This window comes from Dactylosporangium siamense, from assembly GCF_016862795.1.
GTDB classification, from domain to species: Bacteria; Actinomycetota; Actinomycetes; order Mycobacteriales; family Micromonosporaceae; genus Dactylosporangium; species Dactylosporangium siamense.
Window position 1 is genome coordinate 82,765 of record NZ_BONQ01000044.1, and the last position, 25,156, is coordinate 107,920.

Annotated in this window: 26 protein-coding genes and 13 tRNA genes; 11 read left to right on the forward strand and 28 right to left on the reverse strand. The window is 71.5% G+C overall.

Features of this window, described 5'->3' with window-relative positions; translation table 11 throughout:
* The first annotated feature begins 7 nt into the window (after positions 1–7).
* Positions 8–925: an NHL repeat-containing protein gene (locus Dsi01nite_RS14235; RefSeq protein WP_203846607.1), complete on the forward strand. Its 918-nt coding sequence runs from the start codon at positions 8–10 to the stop codon at positions 923–925.
* Here Dsi01nite_RS14235 and Dsi01nite_RS14240 read toward each other — a convergent pair.
* Positions 915–2,093: an FAD-dependent oxidoreductase gene (locus Dsi01nite_RS14240; RefSeq protein WP_203846608.1), complete on the reverse strand. Its 1,179-nt coding sequence runs from the start codon at positions 2,091–2,093 to the stop codon at positions 915–917. The genes Dsi01nite_RS14235 and Dsi01nite_RS14240 overlap by 11 nt on opposite strands.
* A gap of 89 nt (positions 2,094–2,182) precedes the next feature.
* On the opposite strand from Dsi01nite_RS14240, the gene Dsi01nite_RS14245 reads away from it, so the two are divergent.
* Both Dsi01nite_RS14245 and Dsi01nite_RS14250 read left to right on the forward strand, forming a co-directional pair.
* Positions 2,183–2,800: a TetR/AcrR family transcriptional regulator gene (locus Dsi01nite_RS14245; protein ID WP_203846609.1), complete on the forward strand. Its 618-nt coding sequence runs from the start codon at positions 2,183–2,185 to the stop codon at positions 2,798–2,800.
* Between the two features lie 54 nt (positions 2,801–2,854).
* On the forward strand, positions 2,855–3,460 hold the full coding sequence (locus tag Dsi01nite_RS14250) for a Clp protease N-terminal domain-containing protein (protein WP_203846610.1): 606 nt from the start codon (positions 2,855–2,857) through the stop codon (positions 3,458–3,460).
* A gap of 685 nt (positions 3,461–4,145) precedes the next feature.
* Here Dsi01nite_RS14250 and Dsi01nite_RS14255 read toward each other — a convergent pair.
* Positions 4,146–4,838 (reverse strand): hypothetical protein, encoded by a 693-nt coding sequence (locus Dsi01nite_RS14255; protein ID WP_203846611.1) that lies wholly within the window; start codon positions 4,836–4,838, stop codon positions 4,146–4,148.
* A gap of 122 nt (positions 4,839–4,960) precedes the next feature.
* On the opposite strand from Dsi01nite_RS14255, the gene Dsi01nite_RS14260 reads away from it, so the two are divergent.
* From Dsi01nite_RS14260 to Dsi01nite_RS14270, 3 genes are read left to right on the forward strand one after another with little or no spacing between them, the layout of a single operon-like run.
* Positions 4,961–5,731 carry an SMI1/KNR4 family protein gene (locus Dsi01nite_RS14260; protein WP_203846612.1) on the forward strand — a complete coding sequence of 257 codons (771 nt, stop codon included), beginning with the start codon at positions 4,961–4,963 and terminating at the stop codon, positions 5,729–5,731.
* A gap of 41 nt (positions 5,732–5,772) precedes the next feature.
* Entirely contained in the window at positions 5,773–6,537 is a 765-nt protein-coding gene (locus Dsi01nite_RS14265) for a class I SAM-dependent methyltransferase (RefSeq protein ID WP_203846613.1), read from the forward strand.
* 19 nt (positions 6,538–6,556) lie between these two features.
* Positions 6,557–7,075: an LURP-one-related/scramblase family protein gene (locus Dsi01nite_RS14270; protein WP_203846614.1), complete on the forward strand. Its 519-nt coding sequence runs from the start codon at positions 6,557–6,559 to the stop codon at positions 7,073–7,075.
* On the opposite strand, the gene Dsi01nite_RS14275 is transcribed toward Dsi01nite_RS14270, so the two are convergent.
* The 3 genes from Dsi01nite_RS14275 to Dsi01nite_RS14285 are packed head-to-tail and all read right to left on the reverse strand — an operon-like array spanning position 7,072 to position 8,192.
* Positions 7,072–7,311 (reverse strand): hypothetical protein, encoded by a 240-nt coding sequence (locus tag Dsi01nite_RS14275; RefSeq protein WP_203846615.1) that lies wholly within the window; start codon positions 7,309–7,311, stop codon positions 7,072–7,074. The two genes, Dsi01nite_RS14270 and Dsi01nite_RS14275, sit on opposite strands and share 4 nt — an antisense overlap.
* Before the next feature lie 44 nt (positions 7,312–7,355).
* Positions 7,356–7,613 (reverse strand): hypothetical protein, encoded by a 258-nt coding sequence (locus Dsi01nite_RS14280; protein WP_203846616.1) that lies wholly within the window; start codon positions 7,611–7,613, stop codon positions 7,356–7,358.
* A gap of 9 nt (positions 7,614–7,622) precedes the next feature.
* The gene (locus Dsi01nite_RS14285; RefSeq protein WP_203846617.1) at positions 7,623–8,192 is read right to left on the reverse strand and encodes a TetR/AcrR family transcriptional regulator; all 570 of its coding nucleotides are present in this window, start codon (positions 8,190–8,192) and stop codon (positions 7,623–7,625) included.
* A gap of 95 nt (positions 8,193–8,287) precedes the next feature.
* Between Dsi01nite_RS14285 and Dsi01nite_RS14290 the strand changes: the two genes are divergently transcribed.
* On the forward strand, positions 8,288–9,223 hold the full coding sequence (locus Dsi01nite_RS14290) for an SDR family NAD(P)-dependent oxidoreductase (RefSeq protein WP_203846618.1): 936 nt from the start codon (positions 8,288–8,290) through the stop codon (positions 9,221–9,223).
* 158 nt (positions 9,224–9,381) lie between these two features.
* On the opposite strand, the gene Dsi01nite_RS14295 is transcribed toward Dsi01nite_RS14290, so the two are convergent.
* From Dsi01nite_RS14295 to Dsi01nite_RS14380, 18 genes are all read right to left on the reverse strand, one after another.
* A complete protein-coding gene (locus Dsi01nite_RS14295) occupies positions 9,382–11,019 on the reverse strand; it encodes an LLM class flavin-dependent oxidoreductase (protein ID WP_203846619.1) in 1,638 nt (545 codons plus the stop codon).
* A gap of 42 nt (positions 11,020–11,061) precedes the next feature.
* Positions 11,062–11,469 (reverse strand): DUF1801 domain-containing protein, encoded by a 408-nt coding sequence (locus Dsi01nite_RS14300; protein ID WP_203846620.1) that lies wholly within the window; start codon positions 11,467–11,469, stop codon positions 11,062–11,064.
* 9 nt (positions 11,470–11,478) lie between these two features.
* Positions 11,479–12,684 (reverse strand): RNA polymerase sigma factor, encoded by a 1,206-nt coding sequence (locus tag Dsi01nite_RS14305; protein WP_239135890.1) that lies wholly within the window; start codon positions 12,682–12,684, stop codon positions 11,479–11,481.
* Positions 12,685–12,688: 4 nt separating this feature from the next.
* On the reverse strand, positions 12,689–13,105 hold the full coding sequence (locus tag Dsi01nite_RS14310) for a YciI family protein (protein ID WP_203846621.1): 417 nt from the start codon (positions 13,103–13,105) through the stop codon (positions 12,689–12,691).
* A 152-nt stretch (positions 13,106–13,257) separates the two neighbouring features.
* Positions 13,258–13,328 (reverse strand) — tRNA-Cys (locus Dsi01nite_RS14315).
* A 24-nt stretch (positions 13,329–13,352) separates the two neighbouring features.
* Positions 13,353–13,425: transfer RNA gene (locus Dsi01nite_RS14320), tRNA-Arg, on the reverse strand.
* Positions 13,426–13,436: 11 nt separating this feature from the next.
* Positions 13,437–13,520: transfer RNA gene (locus Dsi01nite_RS14325), tRNA-Tyr, on the reverse strand.
* A gap of 13 nt (positions 13,521–13,533) precedes the next feature.
* Positions 13,534–13,606, reverse strand: a tRNA-Asn gene (locus Dsi01nite_RS14330).
* A gap of 22 nt (positions 13,607–13,628) precedes the next feature.
* Positions 13,629–13,704, reverse strand: a tRNA-Glu gene (locus tag Dsi01nite_RS14335).
* Positions 13,705–13,712: 8 nt separating this feature from the next.
* Positions 13,713–13,785 (reverse strand) — tRNA-Met (locus Dsi01nite_RS14340).
* A gap of 1 nt (position 13,786) precedes the next feature.
* A tRNA-Lys gene (locus tag Dsi01nite_RS14345) sits at positions 13,787–13,859 on the reverse strand.
* Positions 13,860–13,872: 13 nt separating this feature from the next.
* Positions 13,873–13,945: transfer RNA gene (locus tag Dsi01nite_RS14350), tRNA-Arg, on the reverse strand.
* Positions 13,946–13,950: 5 nt separating this feature from the next.
* A tRNA-Leu gene (locus tag Dsi01nite_RS14355) sits at positions 13,951–14,023 on the reverse strand.
* Between the two features lie 26 nt (positions 14,024–14,049).
* Positions 14,050–14,122 (reverse strand) — tRNA-Gln (locus tag Dsi01nite_RS14360).
* Positions 14,123–14,165: 43 nt separating this feature from the next.
* Positions 14,166–14,240, reverse strand: a tRNA-Gly gene (locus Dsi01nite_RS14365).
* A gap of 90 nt (positions 14,241–14,330) precedes the next feature.
* A tRNA-Gly gene (locus Dsi01nite_RS14370) sits at positions 14,331–14,405 on the reverse strand.
* Positions 14,406–14,680: 275 nt separating this feature from the next.
* Positions 14,681–14,754 (reverse strand) — tRNA-Glu (locus Dsi01nite_RS14375).
* 386 nt (positions 14,755–15,140) lie between these two features.
* The gene (locus tag Dsi01nite_RS14380) at positions 15,141–15,713 is read right to left on the reverse strand and encodes a histidine phosphatase family protein (protein ID WP_203846622.1); all 573 of its coding nucleotides are present in this window, start codon (positions 15,711–15,713) and stop codon (positions 15,141–15,143) included.
* A gap of 37 nt (positions 15,714–15,750) precedes the next feature.
* Here Dsi01nite_RS14380 and Dsi01nite_RS14385 point away from each other — a divergent pair, with 37 nt between their 5' ends.
* The gene (locus Dsi01nite_RS14385; protein ID WP_203846623.1) at positions 15,751–16,443 is read left to right on the forward strand and encodes an HAD family hydrolase; all 693 of its coding nucleotides are present in this window, start codon (positions 15,751–15,753) and stop codon (positions 16,441–16,443) included.
* Here Dsi01nite_RS14385 and Dsi01nite_RS14390 read toward each other — a convergent pair.
* From Dsi01nite_RS14390 to Dsi01nite_RS14400, 3 genes are read right to left on the reverse strand one after another with little or no spacing between them, the layout of a single operon-like run.
* A complete protein-coding gene (locus tag Dsi01nite_RS14390) occupies positions 16,440–16,880 on the reverse strand; it encodes an Lrp/AsnC family transcriptional regulator (protein WP_203846624.1) in 441 nt (146 codons plus the stop codon). The two genes, Dsi01nite_RS14385 and Dsi01nite_RS14390, sit on opposite strands and share 4 nt — an antisense overlap.
* Before the next feature lie 46 nt (positions 16,881–16,926).
* Complete coding sequence (locus tag Dsi01nite_RS14395) at positions 16,927–18,054, reverse strand: acyl-CoA dehydrogenase family protein (RefSeq protein WP_203846625.1); 1,128 nt, start codon at positions 18,052–18,054, stop codon at positions 16,927–16,929.
* Positions 18,051–19,145: a M24 family metallopeptidase gene (locus Dsi01nite_RS14400; protein WP_239135891.1), complete on the reverse strand. Its 1,095-nt coding sequence runs from the start codon at positions 19,143–19,145 to the stop codon at positions 18,051–18,053. Before Dsi01nite_RS14400 ends, Dsi01nite_RS14395 begins: the two co-directional genes overlap by 4 nt.
* 162 nt (positions 19,146–19,307) lie before the next feature.
* Between Dsi01nite_RS14400 and Dsi01nite_RS14405 the strand changes: the two genes are divergently transcribed.
* The gene (locus tag Dsi01nite_RS14405; RefSeq protein WP_203846627.1) at positions 19,308–20,258 is read left to right on the forward strand and encodes an anti-sigma factor RsbA family regulatory protein; all 951 of its coding nucleotides are present in this window, start codon (positions 19,308–19,310) and stop codon (positions 20,256–20,258) included.
* A gap of 27 nt (positions 20,259–20,285) precedes the next feature.
* Entirely contained in the window at positions 20,286–21,194 is a 909-nt protein-coding gene (locus Dsi01nite_RS14410; RefSeq protein ID WP_203846628.1) for a 5'-3' exonuclease, read from the forward strand.
* Between the two features lie 95 nt (positions 21,195–21,289).
* On the opposite strand, the gene Dsi01nite_RS14415 is transcribed toward Dsi01nite_RS14410, so the two are convergent.
* Positions 21,290–21,907 carry an NADPH-dependent F420 reductase gene (locus tag Dsi01nite_RS14415; RefSeq protein ID WP_203846629.1) on the reverse strand — a complete coding sequence of 206 codons (618 nt, stop codon included), beginning with the start codon at positions 21,905–21,907 and terminating at the stop codon, positions 21,290–21,292.
* Between the two features lie 64 nt (positions 21,908–21,971).
* Here Dsi01nite_RS14415 and Dsi01nite_RS14420 point away from each other — a divergent pair, with 64 nt between their 5' ends.
* The gene (locus tag Dsi01nite_RS14420; RefSeq protein WP_203846630.1) at positions 21,972–22,319 is read left to right on the forward strand and encodes a winged helix-turn-helix transcriptional regulator; all 348 of its coding nucleotides are present in this window, start codon (positions 21,972–21,974) and stop codon (positions 22,317–22,319) included.
* On the opposite strand, the gene Dsi01nite_RS14425 is transcribed toward Dsi01nite_RS14420, so the two are convergent.
* Positions 22,320–24,797: a glycogen/starch/alpha-glucan phosphorylase gene (locus Dsi01nite_RS14425; RefSeq protein ID WP_203846631.1), complete on the reverse strand. Its 2,478-nt coding sequence runs from the start codon at positions 24,795–24,797 to the stop codon at positions 22,320–22,322.
* Positions 24,798–25,156: the final 359 nt, after the last annotated feature.

The following is a 25,156-nucleotide window of genomic DNA, read 5'->3' on the forward strand; positions in this document are numbered from 1 at the left end:
CCACGACATGTCGAAATACCTGCGCGTCACAGCCATCCTGACCGTCGCGTTGGCGACGGTGCTGGTGTCCGCACCGGCGCACGCTTCGACCACCGCGCTGCCTTCGGTGTTGCGCCTTCCCGACGGCTTCCAGCCCGAGGGGATCGCGACCGGGCCGGGACCGTTCGCCTACTTCGGCTCCCGCGCCGACGGCCGCATCTACCGCGCCAACCTCATCACCGGCACCGGCGCCGTGATCAGCCCGGCCGTCGGCACCCAGTCCCTGGGCATGAAGACCGACCAGCGCGGCCGGCTCTTCGTCGCGGGCGGCAACGCCGGCAACGCCCGCGTCATCGACGTGCGCACCGGCGCCGTCCTGCGGTCCTACCAGTTCGCGACCGCCCCCACCTTCGTCAACGACGTGGTCCTCACCCCGCGGGCCGCGTACTTCACCGACTCCAACAAGGCCGTCATCTACAAGCTGGCGCTCGGCCGGCACGGTTCGCTGCCCGCGACGTTCGAGACCATCCCGCTGTCCGGCGACTTCGTCCTCAACCCCAACGGCCTGAACTTCAACGGCATCACCCTCACCCCGGACGGCCGCGCCCTCATCGCGGTCCAGTCCAGCACCGGGTTCCTGTTCCGCGTCGACCCCACCTCCGGCGTCACCGACCGCATCGGCGACCTGGTCCTGGTCAACGGCGACGGGCTGCTGACCGTCGACCGCACCCTGTACGTGGTGCAGAACCGCGACAACACGCTCAACGCCGTGAAACTGTCGAAGGACGGCCGCGACGGCACCCTGCGCAGCACGGTGACCGACCCGCGGTTCGACGTGCCGACGACGGTGGCGAAGTTCGGCAACCGTCTCTATCTGCCGAACGCCCGCTTCACCACGCCGCCGACCGCGACGACTCCCTACACGGTGGTCGCCGTCAGGATCTAGCCTTCTTCGCCAGTGCCCTGATCGCGAGGTCGCCCAGCCAGACGTGGAACCTGGTCGGCGGGGCGTACTGCCGCATACCGCGGCGGGCCTGTGCCTGGCGTTTCATGACCGCCGGTCGCAGGCCCGCCTCCCAGCGTTTCAGCGGGTTGCTGTCTTCGTTCAGGGCGTCTGTCAGCGTGTCTGTCAGCCCGTCTTTCAGCCGGTCATTCAGCGCGCCTTTCGGGGCGTCTTTCAGGGCGTCTTTCAGGGCGTCGCCGAGTTGGTCGGCGCCGGCCAGTGCCAGGGTCGCGCCGTGCCCGGCGAACACCGTCACGCACCAGGCGGCGTCGCCGACCAGCACCGTCCGGCCGGTGCTCCATTGGGGCATGACCACCTGGCTGACCGCGTCGAAGTAGGCGCTCGCCGGGTCGCGGGCCAGGTGCCGCAGCGCGTCCGGCACGCCTCCGCCGAGGTCGCCGAAGGCCTCCTCGAGGGCCGCGACCGGACCGTCGCGCAGTGCCGTTTCGGCGTTTTGGCAGCGGTACGCGAAAAAGGCGCTCGACCGGTCCTGCCCCAGGTCGATCAGCGCCGCGGTGCGCCCCGGCCCGATGAACGTCGTGGCGGTCCGGTCCTTGTCCCCGCCCGGGATGTTGAAGGCGGCGACCACGTATGGCAGGTCGTGCCGGGACCCGTCGCCGAACACCGCCGACCGGGTGGCGGAGTGCACGCCGTCCGCGCCGACGAGCAGGTCCGCGGTCACGGTGGTGCCGTCACTGAGCACCACGTCGACCGCGTCGGGACCCTCGCTCAGCGCCGCGACCGTGGTGCCGAACCGGATGTCGGTGTCGACCGCGTCGAACAGCACCGACTCCAGGTCGCCGCGGAACACCGACACGGCCCGGTCGCCGAGGGCGGCCGCGGCGACCTCGGCCGGGACGGTCAGCTTGACCCGCCCGTCCGCACGCACCAGCACCGTGGTGAACAGGCCCAGGTTCCGCGCTTCCAGCGCTGGCAGCAGCCCGAGCCGCTCGGCCGCGTCGTAGCCGGGCCCGATCAGGTTGACGACGTAACCGCCGGTGCGCCGCCGCGGGGCCCGCTCCACGACGACCGTCTCCCACCCGTCCCGGCCCAACCGCAAGGCCGTCGCCAGCCCCGCCACACCCGCTCCCACGATCACCGCACGCCGCATCGCTGCGTTCCTCCGCTCCAGAATGAACATCCGCTCAAACCAGTATGAGCCGATGTTCATTCTCGATTCAAGGGGGTTAGACTGCGACAATGCCGCGTGGAGTCGCCATCCCTGAGCCCAGGCAGCAGCTGTTCGCCGCACTCGAACGCGTGATCGCGGGCTTTGCCACCGCCACCGCCACCGGCGACAGCCCGGCCCGGCTCACCGGGCGGGCGGTGACCCGCGAGGCCGGGGTCGCCACCGGGCTGCTCTACACGCACTTCACCGACTTCGACGCGTTCCTGACCGGGTACGCCGTCGACCGCGCCTTCCAGCTCGCCGGCGCCGTGGCCGGGCTGCCGTCCCGCGCCGGATCCGGCCGGGTCGCCGGCAACCTGGGCGACGCCCTCCTGGCCACGCCCCTCACGACACTGGCGGCGTTCACCCGGCTCACCGCGTTCCGGCCGGACCTGAACCCCGGCGTCGAGGCCGTGCTGGGCACCGGGGGGCTGCAGGCCGTGGAGCGCACCGTCGCCGACTACCTGGCCGCCGAGCAGCGCCTCGGGCGGGTCCCGGCGGACGCCGAGCCACAGGCCCTCGCCCTGGTGGTGGTCGGGGTGCTGCACCATGTCGCGCTCACCACCGCACCCGACCCGGCCGCCGACACCCTGATCCGCAGCGCGATGGCCGCGCTCACCGCAGGCTTCCCCGCGGTGGCCCCCTCCTGACGCGCCGGTGTGGAACGATCATCTGGTCCCCGTCGACTCGCAGGAGTGCCTTCGTTGTTCGAGCGATTCACGACCGACCTCCGCTCTGTGATCGTCGGCGCGAAACAGCACGCCGTCGCCGCGGCCCACGATCAGATCACCCTGTGGGACCTGGCCGCGGCGCTGGCCGTGCCGAGGGGAAACACCGCCGACCTGTGGACCGCCGCCGGCGCACCTGCTCCGGTGCCGGATGCGCCGGTTTCCGAGCCCGCCTCCGAGCCCGCCTCCGAGCCCGCCTCCGAGCCCGCCTCCGAGCCCGAGCCCGACCTTGATGCCGGCGTCCGGAGCGTCCTGGAGGAGTCGCTGCGGGTGGCGCTGAGCCAACACGCCCCGCACGTCGGCACCGAGCACCTGCTCGCGGCCCTGGTGAGCAGCGGAGCGCCCGACGTCGTGGCCTGGCTCGCCGAGCGGGGCGCGACCACCTCGACCGCCGACGACCTGCTCGCCCGCCTCGCCGGCGGCCCGGGCATCGAGGTCCTGGCGGCCGAGCCGACATCCGCCGAGGAGCGCCGCTGGCAGCGTGCGGCAGGGCACCGCCGCCAACTCAGCCCCTTCGTGACGGCCATCATCGTCGTGGTCGTCATCGCGGTCCTGTTCGTGCTGTGCGTCTGGGGCCCGTGACGCCTTCAGCCGTCCCGGCCGGGCACCACCAACCGCACCAGCCACCCGACGAACTCCCGGCCGTCGACGTCCGGAATCCACCCGCTCGCGATAGCCACAGTGCTGCGGCTTCCTGAGCCCGGGACGGGCACGCTGGCCCCGTCCTCATCGCGCTCCTGCCAGCAGTGCACGGCGTCGTCCTCTCCTCCCCATCGAGGATGGTGGTCTTCGACCGCCTCCAGCCGCCCAGTTCCACTGGCACACCGTCCCGGCGCCCCATCCCGCAACTGCCCCTGACCAGCGGCGGCACACTGCCTCCACCAACATCCGGTACCGCCGCCCACCACCGGTGAGGCCCTCCGCCGACAGCCGGCACCGGCTCAAGGCTGACGACGGGCCACAGCCGACACCGGGCACCGGGCACCGGGCACCGGCTGACGACGGCCACAGCTGACGACGGGCCACGGGTCACGGGTCACGGCTGACGGGCCACGGCGGGCGGCGGCTCAAGGCGGGCAGCGGGTCACGGCTGACGACAGGTCACAGCTGACGGGTCACGACTGACGGGCAACAGCTGACGGGCCACGGCTGACGACGGGCCACGGCCAACGGGCCACGGCCAACGGGTCACGGCTGACGGCGGGTCACGGCTGATGGGTCACGACCGACGGGCCACGGCGGGCGGGTCACGGCTGACGGGTCACGGCTAGTGGCGGAACTTCCGGCGGTAGCTCAGGAATGCTGCGACCGCCAGGATGCCAGCCGTCACAGCGACCATCAGCGTCACGCGGGGTGTGCCGGCCGGCGCCGGTGCGGCCCGGGCCGCGGGTGCGGGTGTGGGCGCGGCCGACGGCGAACCCGGCGCGGCGGCCTGCACGGTCGACGCCGAGCCGAACGGATCCCGGCCCGCGTCCTGCGGCACGGCAGGCGGGCGGATCGCACCCGGCCAGTACCTGTCCGCCTGCGGCGACTCCAGCGGCGGCGGCACCCCGAGCACCGCCAACCCGCCAGGCACCGTCAACGTGCCGACGTGATAGTCGGCGAAGCGGCCCTGCACCCCGACAACCGCCCACTCCCCCGCGTGCGGCACTGCGATCGCCGTCGCGTAGTGCGCCGCCTCCGGCAGCGCGACCGCCGGGAAGACCACGGCGGTGCCCTTGCCGTCGACGAGCCGCAGCGCGACCGGTCCGAGGTCGTCGCCCTCATACGGGTGGAACCCGTGCTGGAGCACCCACATCCCCACCGTGTATCCCTTGCCCGGCTCCAACCGGTCCGGCAACGGATCGAGCACGGTGACCGCCCAGTTGCCCGCAAACGCAGGCGACGGCGCCAGGAACAGCCCGCCGGCCAGTCCGACCAGGGTCGCGGCCAACAGGGCAAGCTTGCGCGACATCCGCATCGTGCACCACCTCCGCACCCGACGAGTCCTACCCGTCCAGCCGGGTTCCCGGCGCGGCGGCTTCCGCTGTTGACCAAGGGTGCGGGAGGGTGCGCCGGCGACGCGTGTGATGTGCTCGGCGTGTGACAGGGGACTTCGTGGCGTGGAACCAGGCCGCCTTCGAGGTGCTCGGCGGCGCAGACGAGCAGGTGGACACGGGCGAGCAGGTGGGCGTGGGCGACGAGCTGGCCGTGCTGGAGCGGTGGGTCGGCGGCGAACTGCCCGCCGCCGTCCGCGAATGGTTCCTCGGCGGCGGGGACCGCGGGCTGGCCTCGATCAGCTCGAACCTGGTGACCCGGGCACGGGATCTCACCGGCTCGACGGTCGGCCGTTTCCTCGACCACGGGTTCCTGCTGCTGGAGACCGACAGCCAGCACTGCTGCCGGTGGGTCGTGCCGGTCGAGGCGAGCTACGGTGACCCGCCGGTGTTCCTGATCGACCCGGACGACGACGCCTGCGCGACACGGACCCGCTACGCCGGCAGCTTCTCCGACTACACCTTCACGGCCGCCTGGGACGCGACGCTGTGGCAGGGCGGGCCGTCCGCGGACTTCGACCACCCGCTTCCACCGGACGCGCTCGACCTGCTCGCGCGACGGCTCACGGCGCTGCCGGCGACGCACGGGTGGGCCATGAACCAGCCCTGCGACACGGTCCACCGGTTCGGCACTCCCGCGAAGGCCGGGGTCGCCGTAGCGGTCGTGGGCAGCACAGCGGTGTGGAGCGCGATCGCGGCCCCGTCCGCCGCCGCCCGGCACACCTTCGCCGCGCTGATCGGTGCCGAGCCGGACCAGCCCGACGACGAGCAGCACTCCACGCAAGATCACGTCCATCAGATCCCCCCGGTTTCCTGACAGGCCCCAGTTCTACCACCCGGGTCTGACAGAATCCGGCGGTGAGCGACCCAGGGGCAGGCAGCAGGTTCGGTGAGGTCGCCGACGTGTACGACGACGCCCGGCCCGGCTACCCACCGGACCTCACCACGGCGATCGTGTCCTATCTGGACCGTCCACTGGAGACGGTCGCGGAGATCGGGGCCGGCACCGGGCACGGCACCGCGGTGCTCGCCGGGCTGGGCGCGCCGATCACGTGCGTCGAGCCGGACCGGCGGATGGCCGCGATCCTCGCCGCCCGGCACCCGGAGGTGACCGTGGTGGTGGCGCCGTTCGAGCGGTGGAGCCCGCCGCCCGGCGGTGTGTCGCTGCTCGCGTGCGCGATGGCGTGGCACTGGCTGGACCCGGCGACCCGCGCCCGGAGGGCCTTCGACGCGCTCACGCAGGGCGGGACGCTTGCCGTTTTCGGTCATCGGTACGCCTATGCCGACCCCACCCACGACGCCGCGATCGGTGCCGCGTTCCGCTCGGTCGACGGCGACCGGCCCCAGCCGCCGGCCCGCCCCGACGACTGGGCGCGCGACGACATCGCGGCGTCAGGATTGTTCAGCGACGTGACGCTCGTGTCGGTGGCGCGGGAGGTACCGATGACAACCGCGGCGTATCTCCGGCTGGTGCGCACCTTCGGGCCCTTCCGGGCCAGGTCGCCACGGGAGCAGCGGGCGGTGCTGGACGCCCTCGCCGGGACGCTGGACGGGCTCGGTGGCGGCACCGTGCTGGACCTGCGGACCAACCTGACGCTGGCCCGCCGGGCGGTGGCGGCGTGACCGGGGGACAATCGGCGGCATGTATGTCATCAAGGAGCGGTTCTTCGATGTCGGCGACGACTTCGACATCACGGACGACTCGGGCCGGCTGGTGCTGCACGTCGACGGCAAGGTCCTGAGCCTGCGCGACAAGCTCGTGATCGAGGACCCGCACGGCGCAGAGGTCGCGTCGGTGCACCGGCAGCTGATCGCGTTGCGGCCGACGTACCAGATCGAAATCGGCGGCGAGAAGGCCGCTGAGGTGCGCAAGAAGCTGTTCACGCCGTTCCGCGAGAAGTTCACCATCGACCTGCCCGGCGACGACGACCTGACGATGGCCGGTGACCTGTTCGACCACGAGTACACCGTGGAGCGCGACGGTCGCGAGGTCGCGTCGGTGTCGAAGCGCTGGCTGAGCATCCGCGACAGCTACGCGGTGCGCATCGCCGACGGCGAGAACCACGTCCTGATCCTGGCCGCCGTCCTCGCCCTGGAGCTCGCCACGCAGCGGGAGAAGGACGAGGAGAAGCAGCAGAAGGAGCAGCGGCAGGACGACTAGGAGCTGCACGCGGCGCAGCGCCTGTCGAGCCACTCGACCTGCCACCCCTGCTGCCGGATGAAGGTCGCCGGGTCCTGGGTCCAGTGGTCACCACCGGCGGCCGGATTGTCGATGTCGTCGACCAGGTACACGTAGAAGCCGCTGGTGTCCTCCACGTCGTGGCACACGTGGAGGAACATGCCCTCGTCCGAGTCGGCGGCGACGATCCTGCCGAACCGGCCGTATTCGATGTCCATCTCAGCCTCCGATGCGGCCCACGGCGGTCGCGATCGTCGCAGGTTCAGCGGCCGTCCGGTGGGGTGTCCTGGACGGGGTGGAGGTCGATCTCCTGCTCCTGGACCTGCCACGCCGCGGTGCCGCTCCCGGCGAGCCGGCGGGCCTCGGCCATCACCTTCCCGCCGTCGAGGTGCCGGTGGCCGTCGGCGTCCAGGTCGGCGGCCATGACCGCGTCCGTGACCGGGACCCGGACGTAGGCGTCCTCCGTGGTCACGCGCCGGACCCGCACGACGATCGAGTAGGTGGCGTCCGGCGGTGGCATGCGGCGACTCTACCGGGCGCGTACGCCGTCCATGAGCAGGTCCAGTAATCGCCCGGCCTGCTCCCGCTGCTCCGGCTCTCCGGTCGCGAGGCAGATGCCGTTGAGCGCGGTCAGCAGGTCTAGGGGGACGACGTCGGCGCGCAGCGCACCGGTCCCGGCCGTTGCGAGGTCGCCGGCATTCAGGAGGTCGCCGACCGCCTGAACCAGTCGCTCCCGGCTGTGCGCGAACGGGGTGCCGCCCGCCGCGATCACCATCTTCAAGGCGTCGGCAAGGCCGCGTTTGGTGGTCATGTAGTCGATGAAGCGGTCCATCCAGACGCGCAGCGCCCGGTCCGGCGGGTCGGCGGCCAGGAGGTCCGGCACGGCGTCGCAGAGACGGGCGAGCTCGGTGCGGTACACCTCCTCGATCAGCGCCTCCCTGGTCGGAAAGTGTCGGTACAGCGTGCCGATGCCGACGCCCGCATGTTTGGCGATCGCGTCGAGGGTCACCTCAGGGGCGTCGGCGAACGCGATGACGGCGACGTCGAGCAGGCGGGCACGGTTGCGTTGCGCGTCGGCCCGCAGCGGTCGCTCAGACATCACACCCCCGGAAGGTTGGCAAACGGAGGGACCTCCGCTTACTGTGGGGAGCAGGTAGTGGAGGCTCCTCCACTTCCGATCCTACAGGGGGACTCATGGCACCCATCAGCACACCGTTCACCCGCGAGTCGACCGCCGAGCAGGTCATCGAGGGCATCGACCTGACCGGGCGGCGGGCCGTCGTGACCGGCGGCGCGTCCGGCATCGGCGTCGAGACCGCCCGCGCCCTGGCCGGCGCCGGCGCCGAGGTCACCCTGGCCGTGCGCGACACCACGGCCGGCGACCGCACGGCCGAGGACATCGTCGCGACGACCGGCAACAAGCAGGTCCACGTCGCCCGGCTCGACCTCGCCGACCAGGCGTCGGTGCGGGCGTTCACCGCCGCGTGGGACGGCCCGCTGCACATCCTCGTCAACAACGCGGGCGTGATGGCCGCACCGTTGACGCGCACGCCCGAGGGCTGGGAGCTGCAGTTCGCCACCAACCACCTCGGCCACTTCGCGCTCACGACCGGCCTGCACGCCGCGCTTGTCGCCGAGGGCGCCCGGGTCGTCAGTGTCAGCTCCAGCGCGCACCTGCGCTCCGACGTCGTCTTCGACGACATCCATTTCGAGCGTCGCGCCTATGAGCCGTGGTCGGCCTACGGTCAGTCCAAGACGGCCAACGTGCTGTTCGCGGTCGAGGCGACCCGCCGCTGGTCCGGCGACGGCATCCTCGTCAACGCGGTCATGCCCGGCAGCATCCGGACCAACCTGCAGCGGCACGTCACCGACGAGGAGCTCGACCGGCTGCGCGCCGCCGCGGGCGGTGGAGCGTTCCAGTGGAAGTCCGTCGAGCAGGGCGCAGCGACGTCGGTGCTGCTGGCGACCTCGCCCTTACTGGACGGTGTCGGCGGGCGCTACTTCGAGGACTGCGCCGAGGCAGGCCCCGTCCAGGAGGGCAACAGCCGGCGCGGGGTCGCGGCGTATGCCCTGGACCCGGACTCCGCCGCCCGCCTGTGGACCGTCACGGAGGCCATGCTGGGCCGCTGACCACCACGTGCCGGCCAGGCTGCACACTCCCGCCGTCGGATGGGTCGCGTGAAGCGCGGCCCTCCGCAGGCGAGGGCGGCGAACCGGGCGGCTCGTGATCGGAGACCGGAACCGGTGCGCGTGACCGTTCCGGCCCTCGGCCACGGGGGCGGGCGGGATCAGAGGATGCGGAGGCGGCCCAGGGGTTCGACGAGTTCACGCTCCTCGTAGGCGAGGTGGGACAGCAGCGTGTCGGTGAGCAGTCCGACGGCCTGACGGACGGCGGCGATGCCGTCGGGACGGGACACCATGGCCACAAGGGCGGCGTCGACGCGTTCGAGCACCTCGGCGATCACGTGGTGCTCCGCCTCCAGGCGGTCGACGACCGGGACGAGCCGCGGGTCGGCGGCGCGCAGCCGGGGAAAGAGGTTCACGTCCTCGATGGTGTGATGCGTGGTGACGACCCGGCAGTAGCTCTCGCAGTAGGTGCCCAACGTCCAGCTGTTCTGCCGCATCGTCATCGTGTTGATCATCGACCTTGCGTCACCGAGGTCGATGGCGCCGGCCGCGACCTGCTCGACGAGGTCGCGCAGCTGCTCCAACTCCTGACGGAGGTGGTCGTGCACGTCGACGAGGTGCTGACCGGAGGCCCGCTGAGCGGCGGTGAGCGGGACCGCCGGGTCGGGCGCGGGACCGGTCGGCCGCGCGGACTCGTCCCAGACCGTCACGGCCCGCCGGCCGGCACCATCGGAGGTCGCCGGATCGTGGACCACCGCACCGCCGGAGGGCACCGCACCACCGGAGGGCACCGCACCACCAGAGGGCACCGCACCACCGGAGGGCACCGCACCACCAGATGCGGTCACGGCTGACGCCCCGGCACTTGCGGACGAGGCCACCGCGCGCGACGCGGCCTCACCGGGCGGCGGAGTGGTGAGGGCGGCCGAGCGGGCGGCGGCGACGAGCTCCTTGGCCTCCGGCACCACGTCCAGGGCGAACCGCCGCAGTTCGCTGTCGCCGCCCGCCCTGACCATCAGGATGAACGTGCTCATGCCCTCCGTGAGCGCGAGCTCGGCCACCTGCTCCGCCCACAGCCGCGGCGGGCCGGCGAGGGGCGCCTGGCCGGGGACCACGTTGTACAGGCGGCGGACGGCGCTCGGGTCGCGGCCGGCGGCGAGTGCGGCGTCGTCGATGCGGCGGTTCCCGTCGGTGAGCTGCGGCACCGGCACGTACGGCGCGCTGGGCAGCCACCCGTCCGCGACGCGGCCGATGAGCCGGAGCATGCGGGGCTTGATGCCGCCGATCCAGATTCCGATCGGGTGGGCGGCGGGCGGGCCGGGGTGGGCGCCCCGCAGCCGGTAGTGGGTGCCGTCGACACGGGCGCTGCGTTCGGTGCTCCACAGGGCGCGGATGACGCCGACCGCCTCCTCGAGGGCCTCGATCGACGCGCCGGGCGTGAGGACGTCGCCGCCCATGCCGGCGATCGCGTCCCAGAAGGCGCCGGCGCCGAGGCCGAGCTCGACCCGGCCGCCGGTGAGGACGTCGAGGCTGGCCGCGGCCCTGGCCAGGACGGCGGGTGGGCGCAGCGGTAGGTTGGCGACGTTCGGAAACACCGACAGGGTGCTGGTCTGCGCCGCGATGACGGACAGCAGCGTCCAGGCGTCCAGGAACCGCGCCTGATACGGATGGTCCTGCACGCTGGCCAGGTCCAGGCCGAGCTCCTCGGTGAGCACGGCGAGCCGGAGCGTCTCACCGGCGGTGGCGGCCTCCGCGGGCAGGAACGTACCGAAGCGCAGCTCGTGGCCATAGTCGGTCATGCAGATATTCTGCCACACAGATGATAACGGCCGGGCAGGGCACTACGAGGGCATGCGGAACGAGCGGTCGACCAGCTCGCGCAGGACGGCGGCGTCCGCGTCGCCGACGCGTTTCAGGTAGAGGCAGCCCTTGCCGGTGGTGTGCGGGCCCAACCGGTCGAGCAGGTCCTGGTAGGCGTCGAGACCTCCGCTGAGATACAGCACCGTCTGCGCCTTGCGCGGCGAGAAGCTGACCGCGGGCATGTCGCCCTCCCGGCCGGACTCGTAACGGTAGTGCCGGGACCCGAAGCCGATGATCGCCGTGCCCCACAGGACCGCCGGCTGCCCGGTGACGGCGCCCATGAGCTCGACGAGGTGCCGGGCGTCGGCGCGGCGCCGCTCGTCGGCGACCCCGTCGACGAACGCGCCGACGTCACCGTCGCCTGGGGTCGTGATGTTCGTATCAGCCATGCCCACACGCTACGACGGGGGTACGACACTTCCACGAAGCCGGGCGGCGCGCATCGTCAGGTACCGCCGCTCCGGTGAGCTCGCCGTCCCGGCCGCCGCGGCCCGGTAGTGCAGTGCCGCCGCCGTCGCGTCGCCGGCCAGCTCGTGCAGGTGGCCGCGCACCGCGTCGAGCCGGTGTCCCGCGTCCACCCGGCCGTCCAGGGTGGACAGCAGCCGCAGCCCCTCCTGCGGGCCGTGCACCATCGCCGCCGCCACCGCCCGGTTCAGCGCCACCACGGGGCTGGCGGTCATGCGTTCGAGCAGGCCGTACAGGGCGAGGATCTGCGGCCAGTCGGTCTCCTGCGCGTTCCCGGCGCGGTCGTGCAGGGCGGCGATCGCGGCCTGCAGCTGATAGGGCCCGACGGCCCCGGCGCTGAACGCCGCGTCCAGCACGGCGGTGCCCTCCTGGATCAGCGGTCGCAGCCACCGGCCGCGGTCCTGCTCCGCGAGCGGCACCAGGTCGCCGGAGGCATCGACGCGGGCCGGGCGCCGGGCGTCGGTGAGCAGCATCAGCGCCAGCAGCCCGGCGACCTCGCCGTCGTCGGGCAGCAGCCCGTGCAGCATCCGCGCCAGCCGGATCGCCTCACCGGACAGGTCGACGCGGACGAGCGGCCCACTGCTGCTCGCGTACCCCTCGTTGAAGATGAGGTACAGCACGTGCAACACGGTGCGCAGCCGGGTGGCCCACTCCAGCCGGTCCGGCATCCGGAACGGCGCCTCCAGGGTGCGGATCCGCTGCTTCGCACGGCTGATCCGCTGGCCCATCGTCGCCTCCGGCACCAGGAACGCCCGGGCGATCTCGCCGGTGGTCAGGCCGCCGACCGCGCGCAACGTCAACGCGATCGCGGACGCCTCACTCAGCCGCGGATGACAACACAGGAACACGACGACCAGGGTGTCGTCCTGGTCGTACACCACCGGCGGCGGCTCGGCGAAGAGCACCTCCCGGCGCCGTCTGGCCTGGTCGGCGCGCAGCTGGTCGAGCAGCTTGCGCGAACCGGTGCGGATCAGCCAGCCCCGCGGGTTGTCCGGCACGGTGTCCCAGTGCGTGGCGGCGGCGAGCAGCGCCTCCTGGGTGGCGTCCTCGGCGGCGGAGAAGTCCCCGAACTGCCGGGCGAGCACGCCGAGGACCTGCGGCGCCAGCTCGCGCAGCAGGTCCTCGATCCGTTCCGGCACGGGCTCAGACCTCGGAGGTCAGCAGCTCGAAGTCGGCGGCGCCCATCACCCGGCGGACCCCGATCGGCTGCTGCTGCGGAACCCCGCCGGGACCCGGCACCTGGGAGATCTTCGCGGCGATCTCGATCGCGCGGGCCTCGGAGTCGACCTCGACCAGCTGAAACCCGGCGAGCATCTCCTTGAACTCGGCGAACGGCCCGTCGGTGACCACGGGCGCGGACACGCCGTCGGAGGTGACCTCCTTCGCGTGCTCCGGGCCGGTCAGCGCCTGCTGGTCCACGAGCTCGCCGCTGTCGAGCAGCTCCTGCCGCAACGCCCCGTAGTAGTCCATGTGCGCCCTGATGTCCTCCGGCGTCCACTCGTCCATCGGCGTGTCCACGGCACCACCGCGGTAGTCCACGATCAGCAGGTACTTCGCCATCTGAGGCTCCTCCCGTCATGCCGCGCCCGTCGAGCGCGGTCACCCCTGTAACGGAGCCGGTCCCGCGTTCTCGACATGCCCAGCACAACGATCTTCGCACCGGTCGCGGGAGCCACGACCGGTGCGAAGACACTCCACAGTGGATGACTTTGAGGCCGAAGCCGGACTCGAACCGGCGTATACCGCTTTGCAGGCGGGCCCCTTACCTCTCGGGCATTCGACCATGCTGAGACCGTGTTGTACGGCGTGCCCTCGGCTGGACTCGAACCAGCGACCTTCAGGTTCGGAACCTGGTGCTCTCTCCACTGAGCTACGAAGGCGTTGACGTGCGTGCGGGTGGAGGGAATCGAACCCCCTGAGCACGATGGCACCTGGGTTACAGCCAAGCCCGACTCTCCAACGTCGGCGCACCCGCGTGATGTGTGTTGCTCCGGCGCCCGGATTCGAACCGGGACCTGGACGGTTAACAGCCGTGTGCCCTGCCAGTTGGGCGACGCCGGATCGGCCTTGGTGAAGCTCTGAGCAGCGCGGACGGGCCTCGAACCCGCACAGTGTCCCGGGTGAAAGCCGGGCGACTCTCCCAATTCGTCCACCGCGCCAAAAGTGACGGGGGTGGGATTTGAACCCACGATTTCCGGCGTATGAGACCGGTGAGGACGGCCGAACTCCTCTACCCCGTTGTGCGCCGCCGGGGACTCGAACCCCGAACATACTGAGTAAGAGTCAGCAGCTCTACCAGTTGAGCTAGCGGCACTTGCTTCCGTACGTGTCCTCGGCTGGACTCGAACCAGCGACCTCCAGGTCCGCAACCTGGCGCTCTCTCCACTGAGCTACGAAGACGTGCGTGCCCTCGGCGCGATTCGAACGCGCACCAACGACGTCCTCAACGCCGTGCCTCTACCTTTGGACCACGAGGGCGGGTGGCGCCCCGAGCCGGGGCGACGCTGCAGGCGGAGGATTCGAACCCCCAATGTCCGGTTCAGAGCCGGATGTGTTGCCGGGTTACACCAGCCTGCAAGGGGCCGGGCGGGGTGATGGCCCGCCCGGACCGGAAGAACGGAGCGGCAACCGGGATTCGAACCCGGGACCTTCGCCATGGCAAGGCGACGCTCTGACCTGACTGAGCTACAACCGCATTGGCATTGCTTGTGTACGAGCTAGGGCGGCGCGGGGTGGAGCGGGGCGCCGACAGTCCCCCCGGCGCTGTCGGCACCCCGGCACCCGGAGCGGTAGCGGGGACTCGAACCCCGTCAACGGTCTGCTTGGAAGGCAGGTGTCCTACCTGTTGGACGACTACCGCGCGGAGATAACCAGCCGCTGACAACGTCCTGCGACGATCCGGATCATGTTCCGGAGCTTGACGTCGCGCTTCCTTGCTACGACCTCGAACTTGAGGCGCTGCTTGTTCGTTGGTAGTGATCGTGGCGCAACTCGGCCTGGCACGACCGACACCGGGTCTGCCTGCGACCCGTGCTCTGGCGCTTGATCGCGAACTCCCCCGTCGGCAGTTCCGATCCACATCCCGGTCGTCGAACACATCAGGCTTCCTCCCCATCGAACACGTGCACGATGGCGTCGCCCGTCCGGGGGTTGAACCCGGTCTGCCGGATTGAGAGTCCGGTGGTCTACCTTCCTCAGCCTCACGGGCGCTTTGTTTTGCATCGTCATATAGACGTGCGTCATCCACTATGGAGTTTTCAAAGAACAGCATTCAACCGCCGGGGAGCGGGCAAAGAAAAACCGCCCGGTTCCCGGTTTCGGGAAGGGCGGTGGGGTGCGTTGCCAGCGGGATGCTAGCCGCTCCACCTGCCCTGGTGCTGCAGAAGTCGCTCCAGGCGACATCCGCGATAACCGAGGAGACCACCCTCGAGCACGGCTTCCTCGCCGCGCGGCGTCAGCCGCTGCGGTGCATTCGAGGGGAGCCGCTTCATGGCCTGTCTCCTGTCGCTTCGTGTTTTCATCCGGTGTTGATGAATACGATAGGCCGCGCCCGCAACGACGACAACCCTATTTATCGAATTCGCGCGGGACCGCTTTAGTGGACGGTCGAGTTCCAGGTGCGGATCGACTGGTGCTCGTGCTCGTGACCGAGGATCGAGACGGTCGCGGTGTCGAGGCTGAGCCGGGCGCCGAAGGAGACGGGCTCGCCGATCCATCGCGATGCGAGGGCCCGCGACGCGTGGCCGTGGCTGACGACGGCGACGTCGCCGAGGACGAGCATCGGCGCCAGCCTGGCCAGGAACCGGTCCAGCCGGTCCGTGACGTGTTGCGGGGACTCGCCGTCCGGGCAGCCGTCGGTCCACAGGTCCCAGTCCGGCCGCTCGGCCCGGATCTCGGCGCTGGTGCGCCCCTCGTAGGACCCGTAGTCCCACTCGGCGACGTCGGCGTCGACGGAGGTGACCGTGAGGCCCGCGAGCTCGGCGGTGCGCTGGGCCCGCTTGCGGGGGCTGCTGACGACGGCGACGAACGCCGCTGTCACGAACGCCCGGCTCAGCGCGCGGGCCCGGTCCTCACCCTCGGGGGTGAGGTCGAGGTCGGTCCTGGAGGTGTGCCGCCCGGTGGCGCTCCACTCGGTCTGCCCGTGCCGCACCACCACGATGTCGCCCATCCGCCTCATTCTGCCTCGCTTCGCTACAGTGCGTCTCGTGGACGAGGTTCTGGTGCTCTGGGATGTTGACCATACCCTCGTCGACGTCGATGGGTTGGGTCGTGAGGCATACGATCTGGCGTTCCTGCGCCGGCACGGCCGGCCGATCACGCACCAGCCGCCGATGGCCGGGCGCACCGACCGGGCGATCGCCCACGACGTGCTGCGGCTCAACGGCGCCCCGACCGGCGAGGACGACCTGGAGGGGTTGCGGGCCGCCGCGGAGACCGCGTTCGACGAGCTGGCGCACCTGCTGCCGGTCCGGGGCCGGGCGCTGCCGGGCGCGGTCGCGGCGGTCGCGACCACACCGGGGGTGCAGTCGGTGCTGACCGGCAACCTGCGGCGGATCGCGGAGGTGAAGCTGGGCCCGTTCGGCCTCGTCGAGCACCTCGACCTGGACGCGGGCGCGTATGGCTGGAGCCACGCGGTGCGCGCGAACCTCGTCGACATCGCCCGGGGCGCCGCACGGCAGCGGTACGAGCGCTCGTTCGACGGCCGGCGCACGGTCCTCGTCGGTGACACGCCGCTGGACGTCGAGGCGGCGCTGCTGACCGGCGCGGGCGTGGTGGCGGTCGCGACGGGCCGCTACACAGGCGAAGAACTCCAAGCGGCCGGCGCGCACGTGGTCCTGCCGGACCTGTCCGACACCGTCGGCGTCGGCGATGCCATCGAAAAAGCCGCGAAGGGCTAGATCTTCGGCGACCGGTTCTCGTACGGCGTCGACAGCACGACCGTGGTGCGGGTGATGACGTTGGCCGCGGTCCGGATCTCCTGCAGCAGCCGCTCCAGCGCCAGGGGGCTCTCGACCCGGACCAGCAGCAGGTAGAAGTCGTCGCCCGCGACGGAGTAGCACGACTCGATCTGCGGCAGCTTGGCGAGGCGTTCCGGTGCGTCGTCGGGCTGCGACGGGTCGATGGGGCGGATCGCCACGAACGCCGTCAGCGGCAGCCCGATCGCGTCGTGGTCGAGCTGGGCGGCGTAGCCCTTGATGACGCCGCGCTGCTCGAGGCGGCGCACCCGCTGGTGCACCGCCGACACCGACAACCCGACCCGCTCGGCGAGGTCGGTGTAGGACAGGCGTCCGTCGACGGCCAGGGCCGCCACGATCGCGCGATCGGTCTCTTCCACGGCACGAACCCTAACCTGCGACGCAACTCGGTTGCCGCCGAGATCCTCAGAGCGACCGGGCGATCACCAGGCGTTGGATCTGGTTGGTGCCCTCGAAGATCTGCAGGACCTTGGCCTCGCGCATGTAGCGCTCCACGGGGTGGTCGGACACGTAGCCGGCGCCGCCGAGGACCTGCACGGCGTCGGTGGTGACCCGCATCGCGGTGTCGGTGCAGAACAGCTTGGCCTTGGCGGCCTCCGCGCTGTGCGGGCGGCCGGCGTCGCGCAGCCGGGCCGCGGACAGGTACAGGGCGCGGGCGGCGGCGATCTGGGTCGCCATGTCGGCGAGCATGAACCCGACGCCCTGGAACTCCAGGATCGACCTGCCGAACTGCTGGCGGTCCTTGGCATAGTCGACGGCGTAGTCGAGGGCGGCCTGGGCGAGGCCGACGGCGCAGGCGGCGATGCCGAGCCGGCCGCCGTCCAGGGCGTTCAGCGCGATCTTGAACCCGCCGCCGGGCTCGCCGAGGAGCCGGTCGGCGGGCACGTGCGCTCCGTCCAGGACGATCTGCGCCACGGTGGAGGAGCGCAGTCCCATGGTCCGCTCCGGCGCCTGCGGCTGCAGTCCCGGGGTGCCGGCGTCGAGCAGGAGGCAGGAGATGCCCTCGGGGGTGCGGCAGAAGACGTTGTAGAAGTCGGCCTTGCCGGCGTGGGTGATCCAGGCCTTGGTGCCGCGGACCGTGTAGCCGTCGCCGTCGGGCTCCGCCCGGGTCGTGAGCGACGCCGCGTCGGACCCGCTCTGCGGCTCGGAGAGACAGTAGGCGCCGAGCAGCTCCCCACCGAGCATGTCGGGCAGGTGCCGCTTGCGCTGGGTCTCGGTGCCGAACGCGGCCGTCGGGTAACAGGCGAGGCTGTGCACGGAGACGCCCTCGGCGACGGCCAGCCAGCGGCCCGCGAGCTCCTCCAGGACCTGCAGGTACACCTCGTAGGGCTGGCCGCCGCCACCGTGCTCGACGTCGAACGGCAGCCCGAGCAGCCCGGCGCGGCCGAGCAGCCGGAACTGCTCGCGGGGGAACTGGGCCCGGGCCTCGAAGTCGTCGACGCGGGGCGCCAACTCGCCGTCGGCGATCTCGCGGACCAGCCCGATGAGGTCGGCGGCCTCCTCGGTGGGCAGGACCCGCTCGACGGGTTTCACAGGATCACCAGCTCGGTCGGCAAGGTGTTGAGCCGGTCCACGCCGTCGGTGGTGCACACGACGATGTCCTCGATGCGGGCGCCGTGCCGGCCGGCGAGGTAGATGCCGGGCTCGATCGAGAACGCCATGCCCGCCTCGAGGACGGTGTCGTTGCCGGCGACGATGTAGGGCTCCTCGTGCCCGTCCAGGCCGATGCCGTGCCCGGTGCGGTGCAGGAACGCCTCGCCGTAACCGGCCGCGGCGATGAGGTCGCGGGCGACGGCGTCGACGGACGCGGCGGTGACACCGGGCCGCACGGCGGCGACCGCGGCCCGCTGCGCCTCGAACAGCACCTGGTAGTACGCGGCGAACTCGGCGGGCGGCTCGCCCACGCTGTAGGTGCGGGTCGAGTCGGAGCAGTAGCCGTCGGGCATCCGGCCGCCGATGTCGACGACGACGGGCTCGCCCGCGCCGATGACCCGGTCGGAGGTGCCGTGGTGCGGGCTGGCGCCGTTGGGGCCGGCGGCGACGATGGTGAACTCGACTCCTGCGTGCCCGGCGGCGCGGATCGCGGCGGCGATGTCGGCGGCGACCTCGTTCTCGGTGCGCCCGGCCCGCAGCCACTGCCCCATCTGGGCGTGGACGGCGTCGATGGCCTGCCCGGCCCGGCGCAGCGCCTCGATCTCGTCGGGTGACTTGCGCAGGCGCAGCGCGGCGAGGACGGCGCCGGCGAGGCGCTGCTCGGCGCCGGGCAGCGCGGCGCGCAGCGCGAGGACCTGCTCGGCCCACATCCGGTTGCCCACGCCGACGGCGTCGGGCTTGCCAGCGAGTGCCGCGGTCACCAGCTCGTAGGGGTCGGAGCCGTCGACGTGGTCGACGATCCGGACGCCGCGGGGGTCGGCGGCCTCGGCGGCGGGGCGCTCCAGGCGCGGCACGATCAGGGTCGGCTCACCGTCGGCGGGAAGCACGAGCAGCGTGAGCCGCTCCAGTGCGTGCGCATCGTAACCTGTGAGATACTGCAGGTCGGCGCTGGGCGGGATGAGCAGCGCGTCCAGCCCGGCCGCGGTGGCGGCGAGCTGCGCGGCACGGAGTCGCTGTTCCTTCTGGGACACGTGAGCCAGCTTAACGTTCGTTTGGGTTTTGAGTCGACCGCGCCCTGTCGATACCAACGGGCAGGTGTCGACCGGCTCGCGGTGGCGTAGTGTGCAACTGGAGCTTGAGTACACAAGGCCCGAACCTGAGCTGTATTCGAATCGAGATGAGCAACGCATCTCATGAGTCCGCGCAGCGTCGACGCGCACGGCGACCGGCTCTCCGAGCCGTTCGTCCATGAGGCGTTGCTGTATCACGATCACGCGACCTATCTCGACGGCACGATGAAGTTCATCTACGAGGGCGTCGCGCGCAACGAGCCCGTCGCCGTCGCGGCGCCGCCCGCCAACGTGCAGCTGATCCGGGAGCGCCTCGGCGCGTTCGGCGACGGCGTCACCTTCCACGACATGACCGAGGCCGGCCGCAACCCCGGGCGGATCATCCCGTGGGTGCTGTCGAGGTTCATGGACGATCACCCCGGCCGCCGGGTCCGCATCATCGGCGAGCCGATCTGGAAGGGCCGCTCCGACGACGAGTACCCCGCCTGCGTCCAGCACGAGGCGATGATCAACGTGGCGTTCACGGGCCGTGAGGCGGCGATCCTCTGCCCCTATGACACCAGCCGCCTGGACCCGCACATGGTCACGGACTCCTACGCGACCCACCCGGTCATGGTCGACGCCAGCGGGAAGCACGCCAGCGACGGCTACGACCCCTATGGCATCACCGACGCCTACAATGTGCCGCTGTCCGAGCCGCCGTTCGGCGCGACCACACTGCGCTTCGAGGTCGGCGACCTGGTCAGGGTCCGGCGCGCCGTCGCGGAGGTTGGCCTCGATGCGGACCTGCCACCGGACCGCATCGTCGACCTGCAGAGCGCCGTCAACGAGCTCGCCACCAACAGCACCGCGCACGGCGGCGGCTCCGGCACGCTGCGCACCTGGTGCGACGACGAGCGGGTGGTCTGCGAGGTCCGCGACTTCGGCAGCCTCACCGACGTGATGGCCGGCCGGCTCCGGCCCGCCGACGGCCGCCGCGGCCACGGCCTCGTCATGGTGCACTTCCTCTCCGACCTGGTCCAGCGGCACACCAGCCAGACCGGCACCACGACCCGCGTGCACGTGCTGCGATAACCGCGCCGCTCATGGCAGGCTGGCCGGGTGGCCCGTCCTCTGCTGCTCATCGACTCCGCCAGCCTCTATTTCCGCGCGTTCTTCGGGGTACCGGAGAAGGCCGCCCTCGCCCCGGACGGCACCCCCGTCAACGCGGTGCGCGGGTTCCTCGACATGCTGTCGACCCTGGTCCGCGGCCGGGGCCCGGACCGCCTCGTCTGCGCGCTCGACGAGAGCTGGCGCCCGGCGTGGCGGGTGGCGCTGCTGCCGTCGTACAAGGCGCACCGGCTCACCCCGGCCGGCGGTGAGGAGGTCCCCGACGCCCTGTCCGTCCAGGTCCCGATCATCCTGGAGTTCCTGGCCGCGCTCGGCATCACCGCCGTCGGCGCCCACGACTACGAGGCCGACGACGTCATCGGCACCCTCGCGACCCGGGAACCCGGCCCGATCGAGGTGGCCACCGGCGACCGCGACCTGTTCCAGCTCATCGACGACGCCCGCGAGGTGACCGTGCTCTACTGCGGCCGCGGCGTCGCCAAGCTCGAGGTCCTCGACAACGCCGCCCTGCACGCCAAGTACGGGGTGCCCGCCGCCGGCTACGCCGACTTCGCCGCGCTGCGCGGCGACCCGTCCGACGGCCTGCCCGGCGTCGCCGGCGTCGGGGAGAAGACCGCGGCGCGGCTCGTCGACCGGTACGGCGACCTCGACGGCATCCTCGCCGCCCTCGACGACCCCGCGTCCGGTTTCGCCCCGGGCCTCCGCGCGAAGATCGTCGCCGGCCGCGAATACCTCACCTCGGCCCGCGACGTGGTGGCGGTCGCCCGCACCATCCCGCTCGGCGACCTGGACACGAAGCTGCCGGCGTCCCCCGCGGACCCGGACGCGCTGCTCGCCCTCGCCGAGCGCTGGGGTCTCGCCGGCGCCACCAAACGCATCGTCGACGCCCTGGCCGCCTAACTCAGTGATCCGGAAGGCCTTGTGCACCCCTGGGGTACCCAAGGTCTTCCGGATCACGCAGACGACATCACGCGGACGACATCACGCGGACGACATCACGCGGACGACGGAGAAGGGAACGCCCAGCGCGGCTCGGCGCCGGCGAACCACATGCCGATGGCGAGGGCCGCCGTCGCCTCCAGGTAGCCGGCCCGGACCAGCCCGCCGCAGTGCGCCGGGGTGCAACCGATCGATGTGATCAGGGCGTCGACCACGGCCACGGCCGGGGCATCGTCGGCGCAGAACGGGACAACCAGGGGCTGCCCCTCGTACACCGGCCACCGCTGCGTCCAAATGCTCTCGTGGCAGAGGTTGAACGCCTTGACGAGGTGCGCCCCGGGGACCGAACGCGGGACCGATGCCGGCGTGAGCATGAGCCCGTCGGCGGTCGGTCGCAGGGGGTTGGTGCAGTCGATCACGGCCCGGCCGGCGAGCTGCCCGGCGACGCCCGCGACCACCTCGGCCACCGCACCCGCCGGCACCGCGACCAGGACGGCCTCGCCGAAGCCGGCCGCGTCGGCGAGGGTGCCGTGCCCGGCCGCGCCGATCCGGCCCGCGACGGCCGCCGCCTGCACCGGATCGCGGCCACCGATCACCACCTCGTGCGCCGCGCCGACCCACGCGCCGCCGAGCGACGCCGCCATGTTGCCCGTGCCAAGAATCCCGATTCGCATCCGGAAACCGTAGGCAGGTCGATGCACACCACCCGGTGTGCGACGGGCGGGGCAGGATGGAGCGATGTACACCGCCGACTGCCGGGCGCGGATCGCCTTCGAGGTCCTCGCGAACCGCTGGGACAGCGTCGTCGTGTTCACCCTCGCCGACCTCGGGCCGGCCCGCCCGCGGGTGCTCGCCGAGCGCATCGGCGGGATCGGGCCGAAGGTCCTCAACGACGCGCTGCGACGCCTGGAGTGCAACGGTCTCGTGCAGCGTCGCCGGTACGCCGAAGCCCCGCCCCGCGTCGACTACCAGCTGACGGAGGCGGGGGCGGCGCTCATCGAACCGATGCGGGCCATGGGCGCCTGGGCGTTGCGGTACGGCGACGCGGTCCTGGCGGCGCAGGAGCGCCACGCGGCTACGGGTTGACTACGGGTTGACGCGGACCGGGTCCACCTTCCAGATCTGCTCGCAGTACTCGCGCACGGTGCGGTCGGAGGAGAAGAAGCCGCACCGGGCCGTGTTGAGGATCGACATCCTGGTCCAGCGCTCGGTGTCGGTCCAGGCGTCGGCGACGGTGTCCTGGCAGTCGACGTAGGCCCGGTAGTCGGCGAGGGCCATGTACTCGTCCCGGCCCAGCATCGCCTCGACGACCGGGGCGAACACGCTGCGGTCGCCCTTCGCGAACGCGCCGGACGCGATCGTGTCCACGGCCAGCCGCAGCTCGAAGTCGGCCTCGTAGAACGACCGTGGCGAGTACCCGGACCGGCGCAGCGCGGCGGCGGCCGGAGCGTCCATGCCGAACAGGAAGAAGTTGTCCGCGCCGACCCGGTCCCGGATCTCGATGTTGGCGCCGTCGAGGGTGCCGATGGTGAGCGCGCCGTTGAGGGCGAGCTTCATGTTGCCGGTCCCGGACGCCTCCTTGCCGGCCAGGGAGATCTGCTCCGACAGGTCCGCGGCCGGGATGACGAACTGCGCCTTCGTCACGTTGTAGTCCGGCGGGAACACCACCCGCAGGTGCCGGGCGATGACCGGGTCGGTGTTGACCACGTCGGCGACCGCGTTGACCAGCTGGATGAGCAGCTTCATCGCGTGGTACCCGGGCGCGGCCTTCCCGCCGAACAGCACCGTCCGCGGCACGTAGGTCGCCTGCGGGTCGGCCCGGATCCGGTTGACCATGGTGATCACGTGCAGCAGCTTCAACTGCTGCCGCTTGTACTCGTGGAACCGCTTGATCATCACGTCGGCGAGCGCGTCGGGGTCGGCGAGCACGCCGGTGGACCGTTCGACGGCCGCGGCGAGCTCGACCTTGTTCTGCCGCTTGACGTCGCGCCACGCGGCCCGGAACGCGGGGTCGTCGGCGGCCGTGCCCAGCCCGTGCAGCCGCTCCAGGTCGGTCAGCCACCCCTCGTCGCCGAGCGCCTCGGTGATCAGCGTCGACAGCCGCGGGTTGGCCATGCGCAGGAACCGCCGCGGGGTGACGCCGTTGGTGATGTTGTGGAACCGCTCCGGCCACAGCGCCGCGAAGTCGTGCAGCGTCGTCTCGGCGAGGAGCTTCGTGTGCAGCTCGGCGACCCCGTTGACGGCGGTGCTCCCGACGACCGCGAGATGCGCCATCCGCACCCGGCGCTCATCCCCCTCCTGGATGACGGACATGCGCCGCACGACGTCCTCGTCGCCCGGGTACGCCGCCCGCACCTCCTCCAGGAAGAAGTGGTTGATCGCGTAGATGATCTCCATGTGCCGGGGCAGGAGCCGCTCGAGCAGCCGCACCGGCCACGTCTCCAGGGCCTCCGGCAGCAGCGTGTGGCACGTGTAGTTGAACGTCCGGCGGGTGATCGTCCACGCCTCGTCCCACCCGACCCCGTGCTCGTCGACGAGCAGCCGCATCAGCTCGGTGACCGCGACGACCGGGTGCGTGTCGTTGAGCTGGATCACCACCTTGTCCGCGAAGCCCTCCCAGCCGCTGTTGCGCAGCCGGTACCGCCGGATGATGTCCCGCAGCGAACACGCGACGAGGAAGTACTGCTGCTTGAGCCGCAGCTCCCGCCCCAGCTCCGTGCTGTCGTCGGGGTACAGCACCTTGCTGATGTTCTCGGCCTTCACGATGTCGTCGACGGCCTCCACGTACTGCCCGACCCCGAACCGCGCCAGGTCGAACGACTCACGGCTGGCCCGCGCCTGCCACAGCCGGATGATGTTGACGGTCTGCGTGCCGTAGCCGGGCACCAGCATGTGGCTCGGCTCGCCCCGCACCGTCTCCCCCGGCACCCAGTGCTTCTTCAGGCCCGTCGGGTCCTTCGGGTCCGCCTTCGTGGTGCCGTAGAACCCGACCAACTGCCGGTCGTCCGGCGCGGGGAACTCCCACGGGTTGCCGTAGAAGGTCCAGTCGTCGGGCCGCTCGACCTGCTGGCCGTCGCGGAACGTCTGCTTGAAGATGCCGAACTCGTAGCGGATGCCATACCCGACGGCCGGGATGTCCAGCGTCGCCATCGAGTCGAGCAGGCAGGCCGCGAGCCGTCCGAGCCCGCCGTTGCCGAGGCCGGGCTCGACGTCGTACACCTCCAGCGCTTCGAGGGACACCCCGAGGTCCTCGGCGATCGGCCGCACCCAGCGCTCGGTGTCCGTGTACAGCAGGTTCTGCCGCAGCTGCCGCCCGAGCAGGTACTCCGCCGACAGGTAGTAGACGAACCTGGGGTTGGCCGCGTAGTGCGCCGCCGCGGTGCGCGCGTATCGGTCGACGAGCCGGTCCCGCACGGTCACCGCCAGGGTGTGGTAGCCGTCGGGACCGCTGGCCGACTCGATCGTCGTGCCACGCTGGTAGTAGAGGTTGGAGATCAGGTCCCGCTCGAAGTCCTCGAGCGAGTCGCCGACAGTGCGCCTGAGTCGGGGCCGGGCCTCGGTCACCCGCCAAGTATCCGCCAGCCGATCACCCCGCAGCGACCGTCTCCCGAGATCTCACCACTCACACCCCTGCCCCACCAGCTCAAGATCCCCGCTTCCAGCACCAGCCCCCGCCCAACAAATGCGAATAAATCGCCCATATCGGCGCTCCCGCGGCCTGCATTCAGACGCATGATCTTGCACCCTTGATCAAAGGAGCCGGATGGCCACCCAGACGACCACAGCGCTCCTTCGATCAACAGCGAGGCGAGAGATCGCCGTCCGTGCGCCGGCACCGACCAGTCCAGCAATCGATGGCTTTCGTTTTGGCCGAAGACGGTGTTGTACCACCGAATGATGACCCCGACGGCGCTGGATCATGC

What these genes read in the sequence shown, in the direction of transcription:
- Dsi01nite_RS14235 (WP_203846607.1), top strand. Translation starts at nt 8, where the DNA reads ATGTCGAAATACCTGCGCGTCACAGCCATCCTGACCGTCGCGTTGGCG.
- Dsi01nite_RS14240 (WP_203846608.1), bottom strand. Translation starts at nt 2,093, where the DNA reads ATGCGGCGTGCGGTGATCGTGGGAGCGGGTGTGGCGGGGCTGGCGACG.
- Dsi01nite_RS14245 (WP_203846609.1), top strand. Translation starts at nt 2,183, where the DNA reads ATGCCGCGTGGAGTCGCCATCCCTGAGCCCAGGCAGCAGCTGTTCGCC.
- Dsi01nite_RS14255 (WP_203846611.1), bottom strand. Translation starts at nt 4,838, where the DNA reads ATGCGGATGTCGCGCAAGCTTGCCCTGTTGGCCGCGACCCTGGTCGGA.
- Dsi01nite_RS14270 (WP_203846614.1), top strand. Translation starts at nt 6,557, where the DNA reads ATGTATGTCATCAAGGAGCGGTTCTTCGATGTCGGCGACGACTTCGAC.
- Dsi01nite_RS14275 (WP_203846615.1), bottom strand. Translation starts at nt 7,311, where the DNA reads ATGGACATCGAATACGGCCGGTTCGGCAGGATCGTCGCCGCCGACTCG.
- Dsi01nite_RS14280 (WP_203846616.1), bottom strand. Translation starts at nt 7,613, where the DNA reads ATGCCACCGCCGGACGCCACCTACTCGATCGTCGTGCGGGTCCGGCGC.
- Dsi01nite_RS14285 (WP_203846617.1), bottom strand. Translation starts at nt 8,192, where the DNA reads ATGTCTGAGCGACCGCTGCGGGCCGACGCGCAACGCAACCGTGCCCGC.
- Dsi01nite_RS14290 (WP_203846618.1), top strand. Translation starts at nt 8,288, where the DNA reads ATGGCACCCATCAGCACACCGTTCACCCGCGAGTCGACCGCCGAGCAG.
- Dsi01nite_RS14295 (WP_203846619.1), bottom strand. Translation starts at nt 11,019, where the DNA reads ATGACCGACTATGGCCACGAGCTGCGCTTCGGTACGTTCCTGCCCGCG.
- Dsi01nite_RS14300 (WP_203846620.1), bottom strand. Translation starts at nt 11,469, where the DNA reads ATGGCTGATACGAACATCACGACCCCAGGCGACGGTGACGTCGGCGCG.
- Dsi01nite_RS14310 (WP_203846621.1), bottom strand. Translation starts at nt 13,105, where the DNA reads ATGGCGAAGTACCTGCTGATCGTGGACTACCGCGGTGGTGCCGTGGAC.
- Dsi01nite_RS14380 (WP_203846622.1), bottom strand. Translation starts at nt 15,713, where the DNA reads ATGGGCGACATCGTGGTGGTGCGGCACGGGCAGACCGAGTGGAGCGCC.
- Dsi01nite_RS14405 (WP_203846627.1), top strand. Translation starts at nt 19,308, where the DNA reads ATGAGTCCGCGCAGCGTCGACGCGCACGGCGACCGGCTCTCCGAGCCG.
- Dsi01nite_RS14415 (WP_203846629.1), bottom strand. Translation starts at nt 21,907, where the DNA reads ATGCGAATCGGGATTCTTGGCACGGGCAACATGGCGGCGTCGCTCGGC.
- Dsi01nite_RS14420 (WP_203846630.1), top strand. Translation starts at nt 21,972, where the DNA reads ATGTACACCGCCGACTGCCGGGCGCGGATCGCCTTCGAGGTCCTCGCG.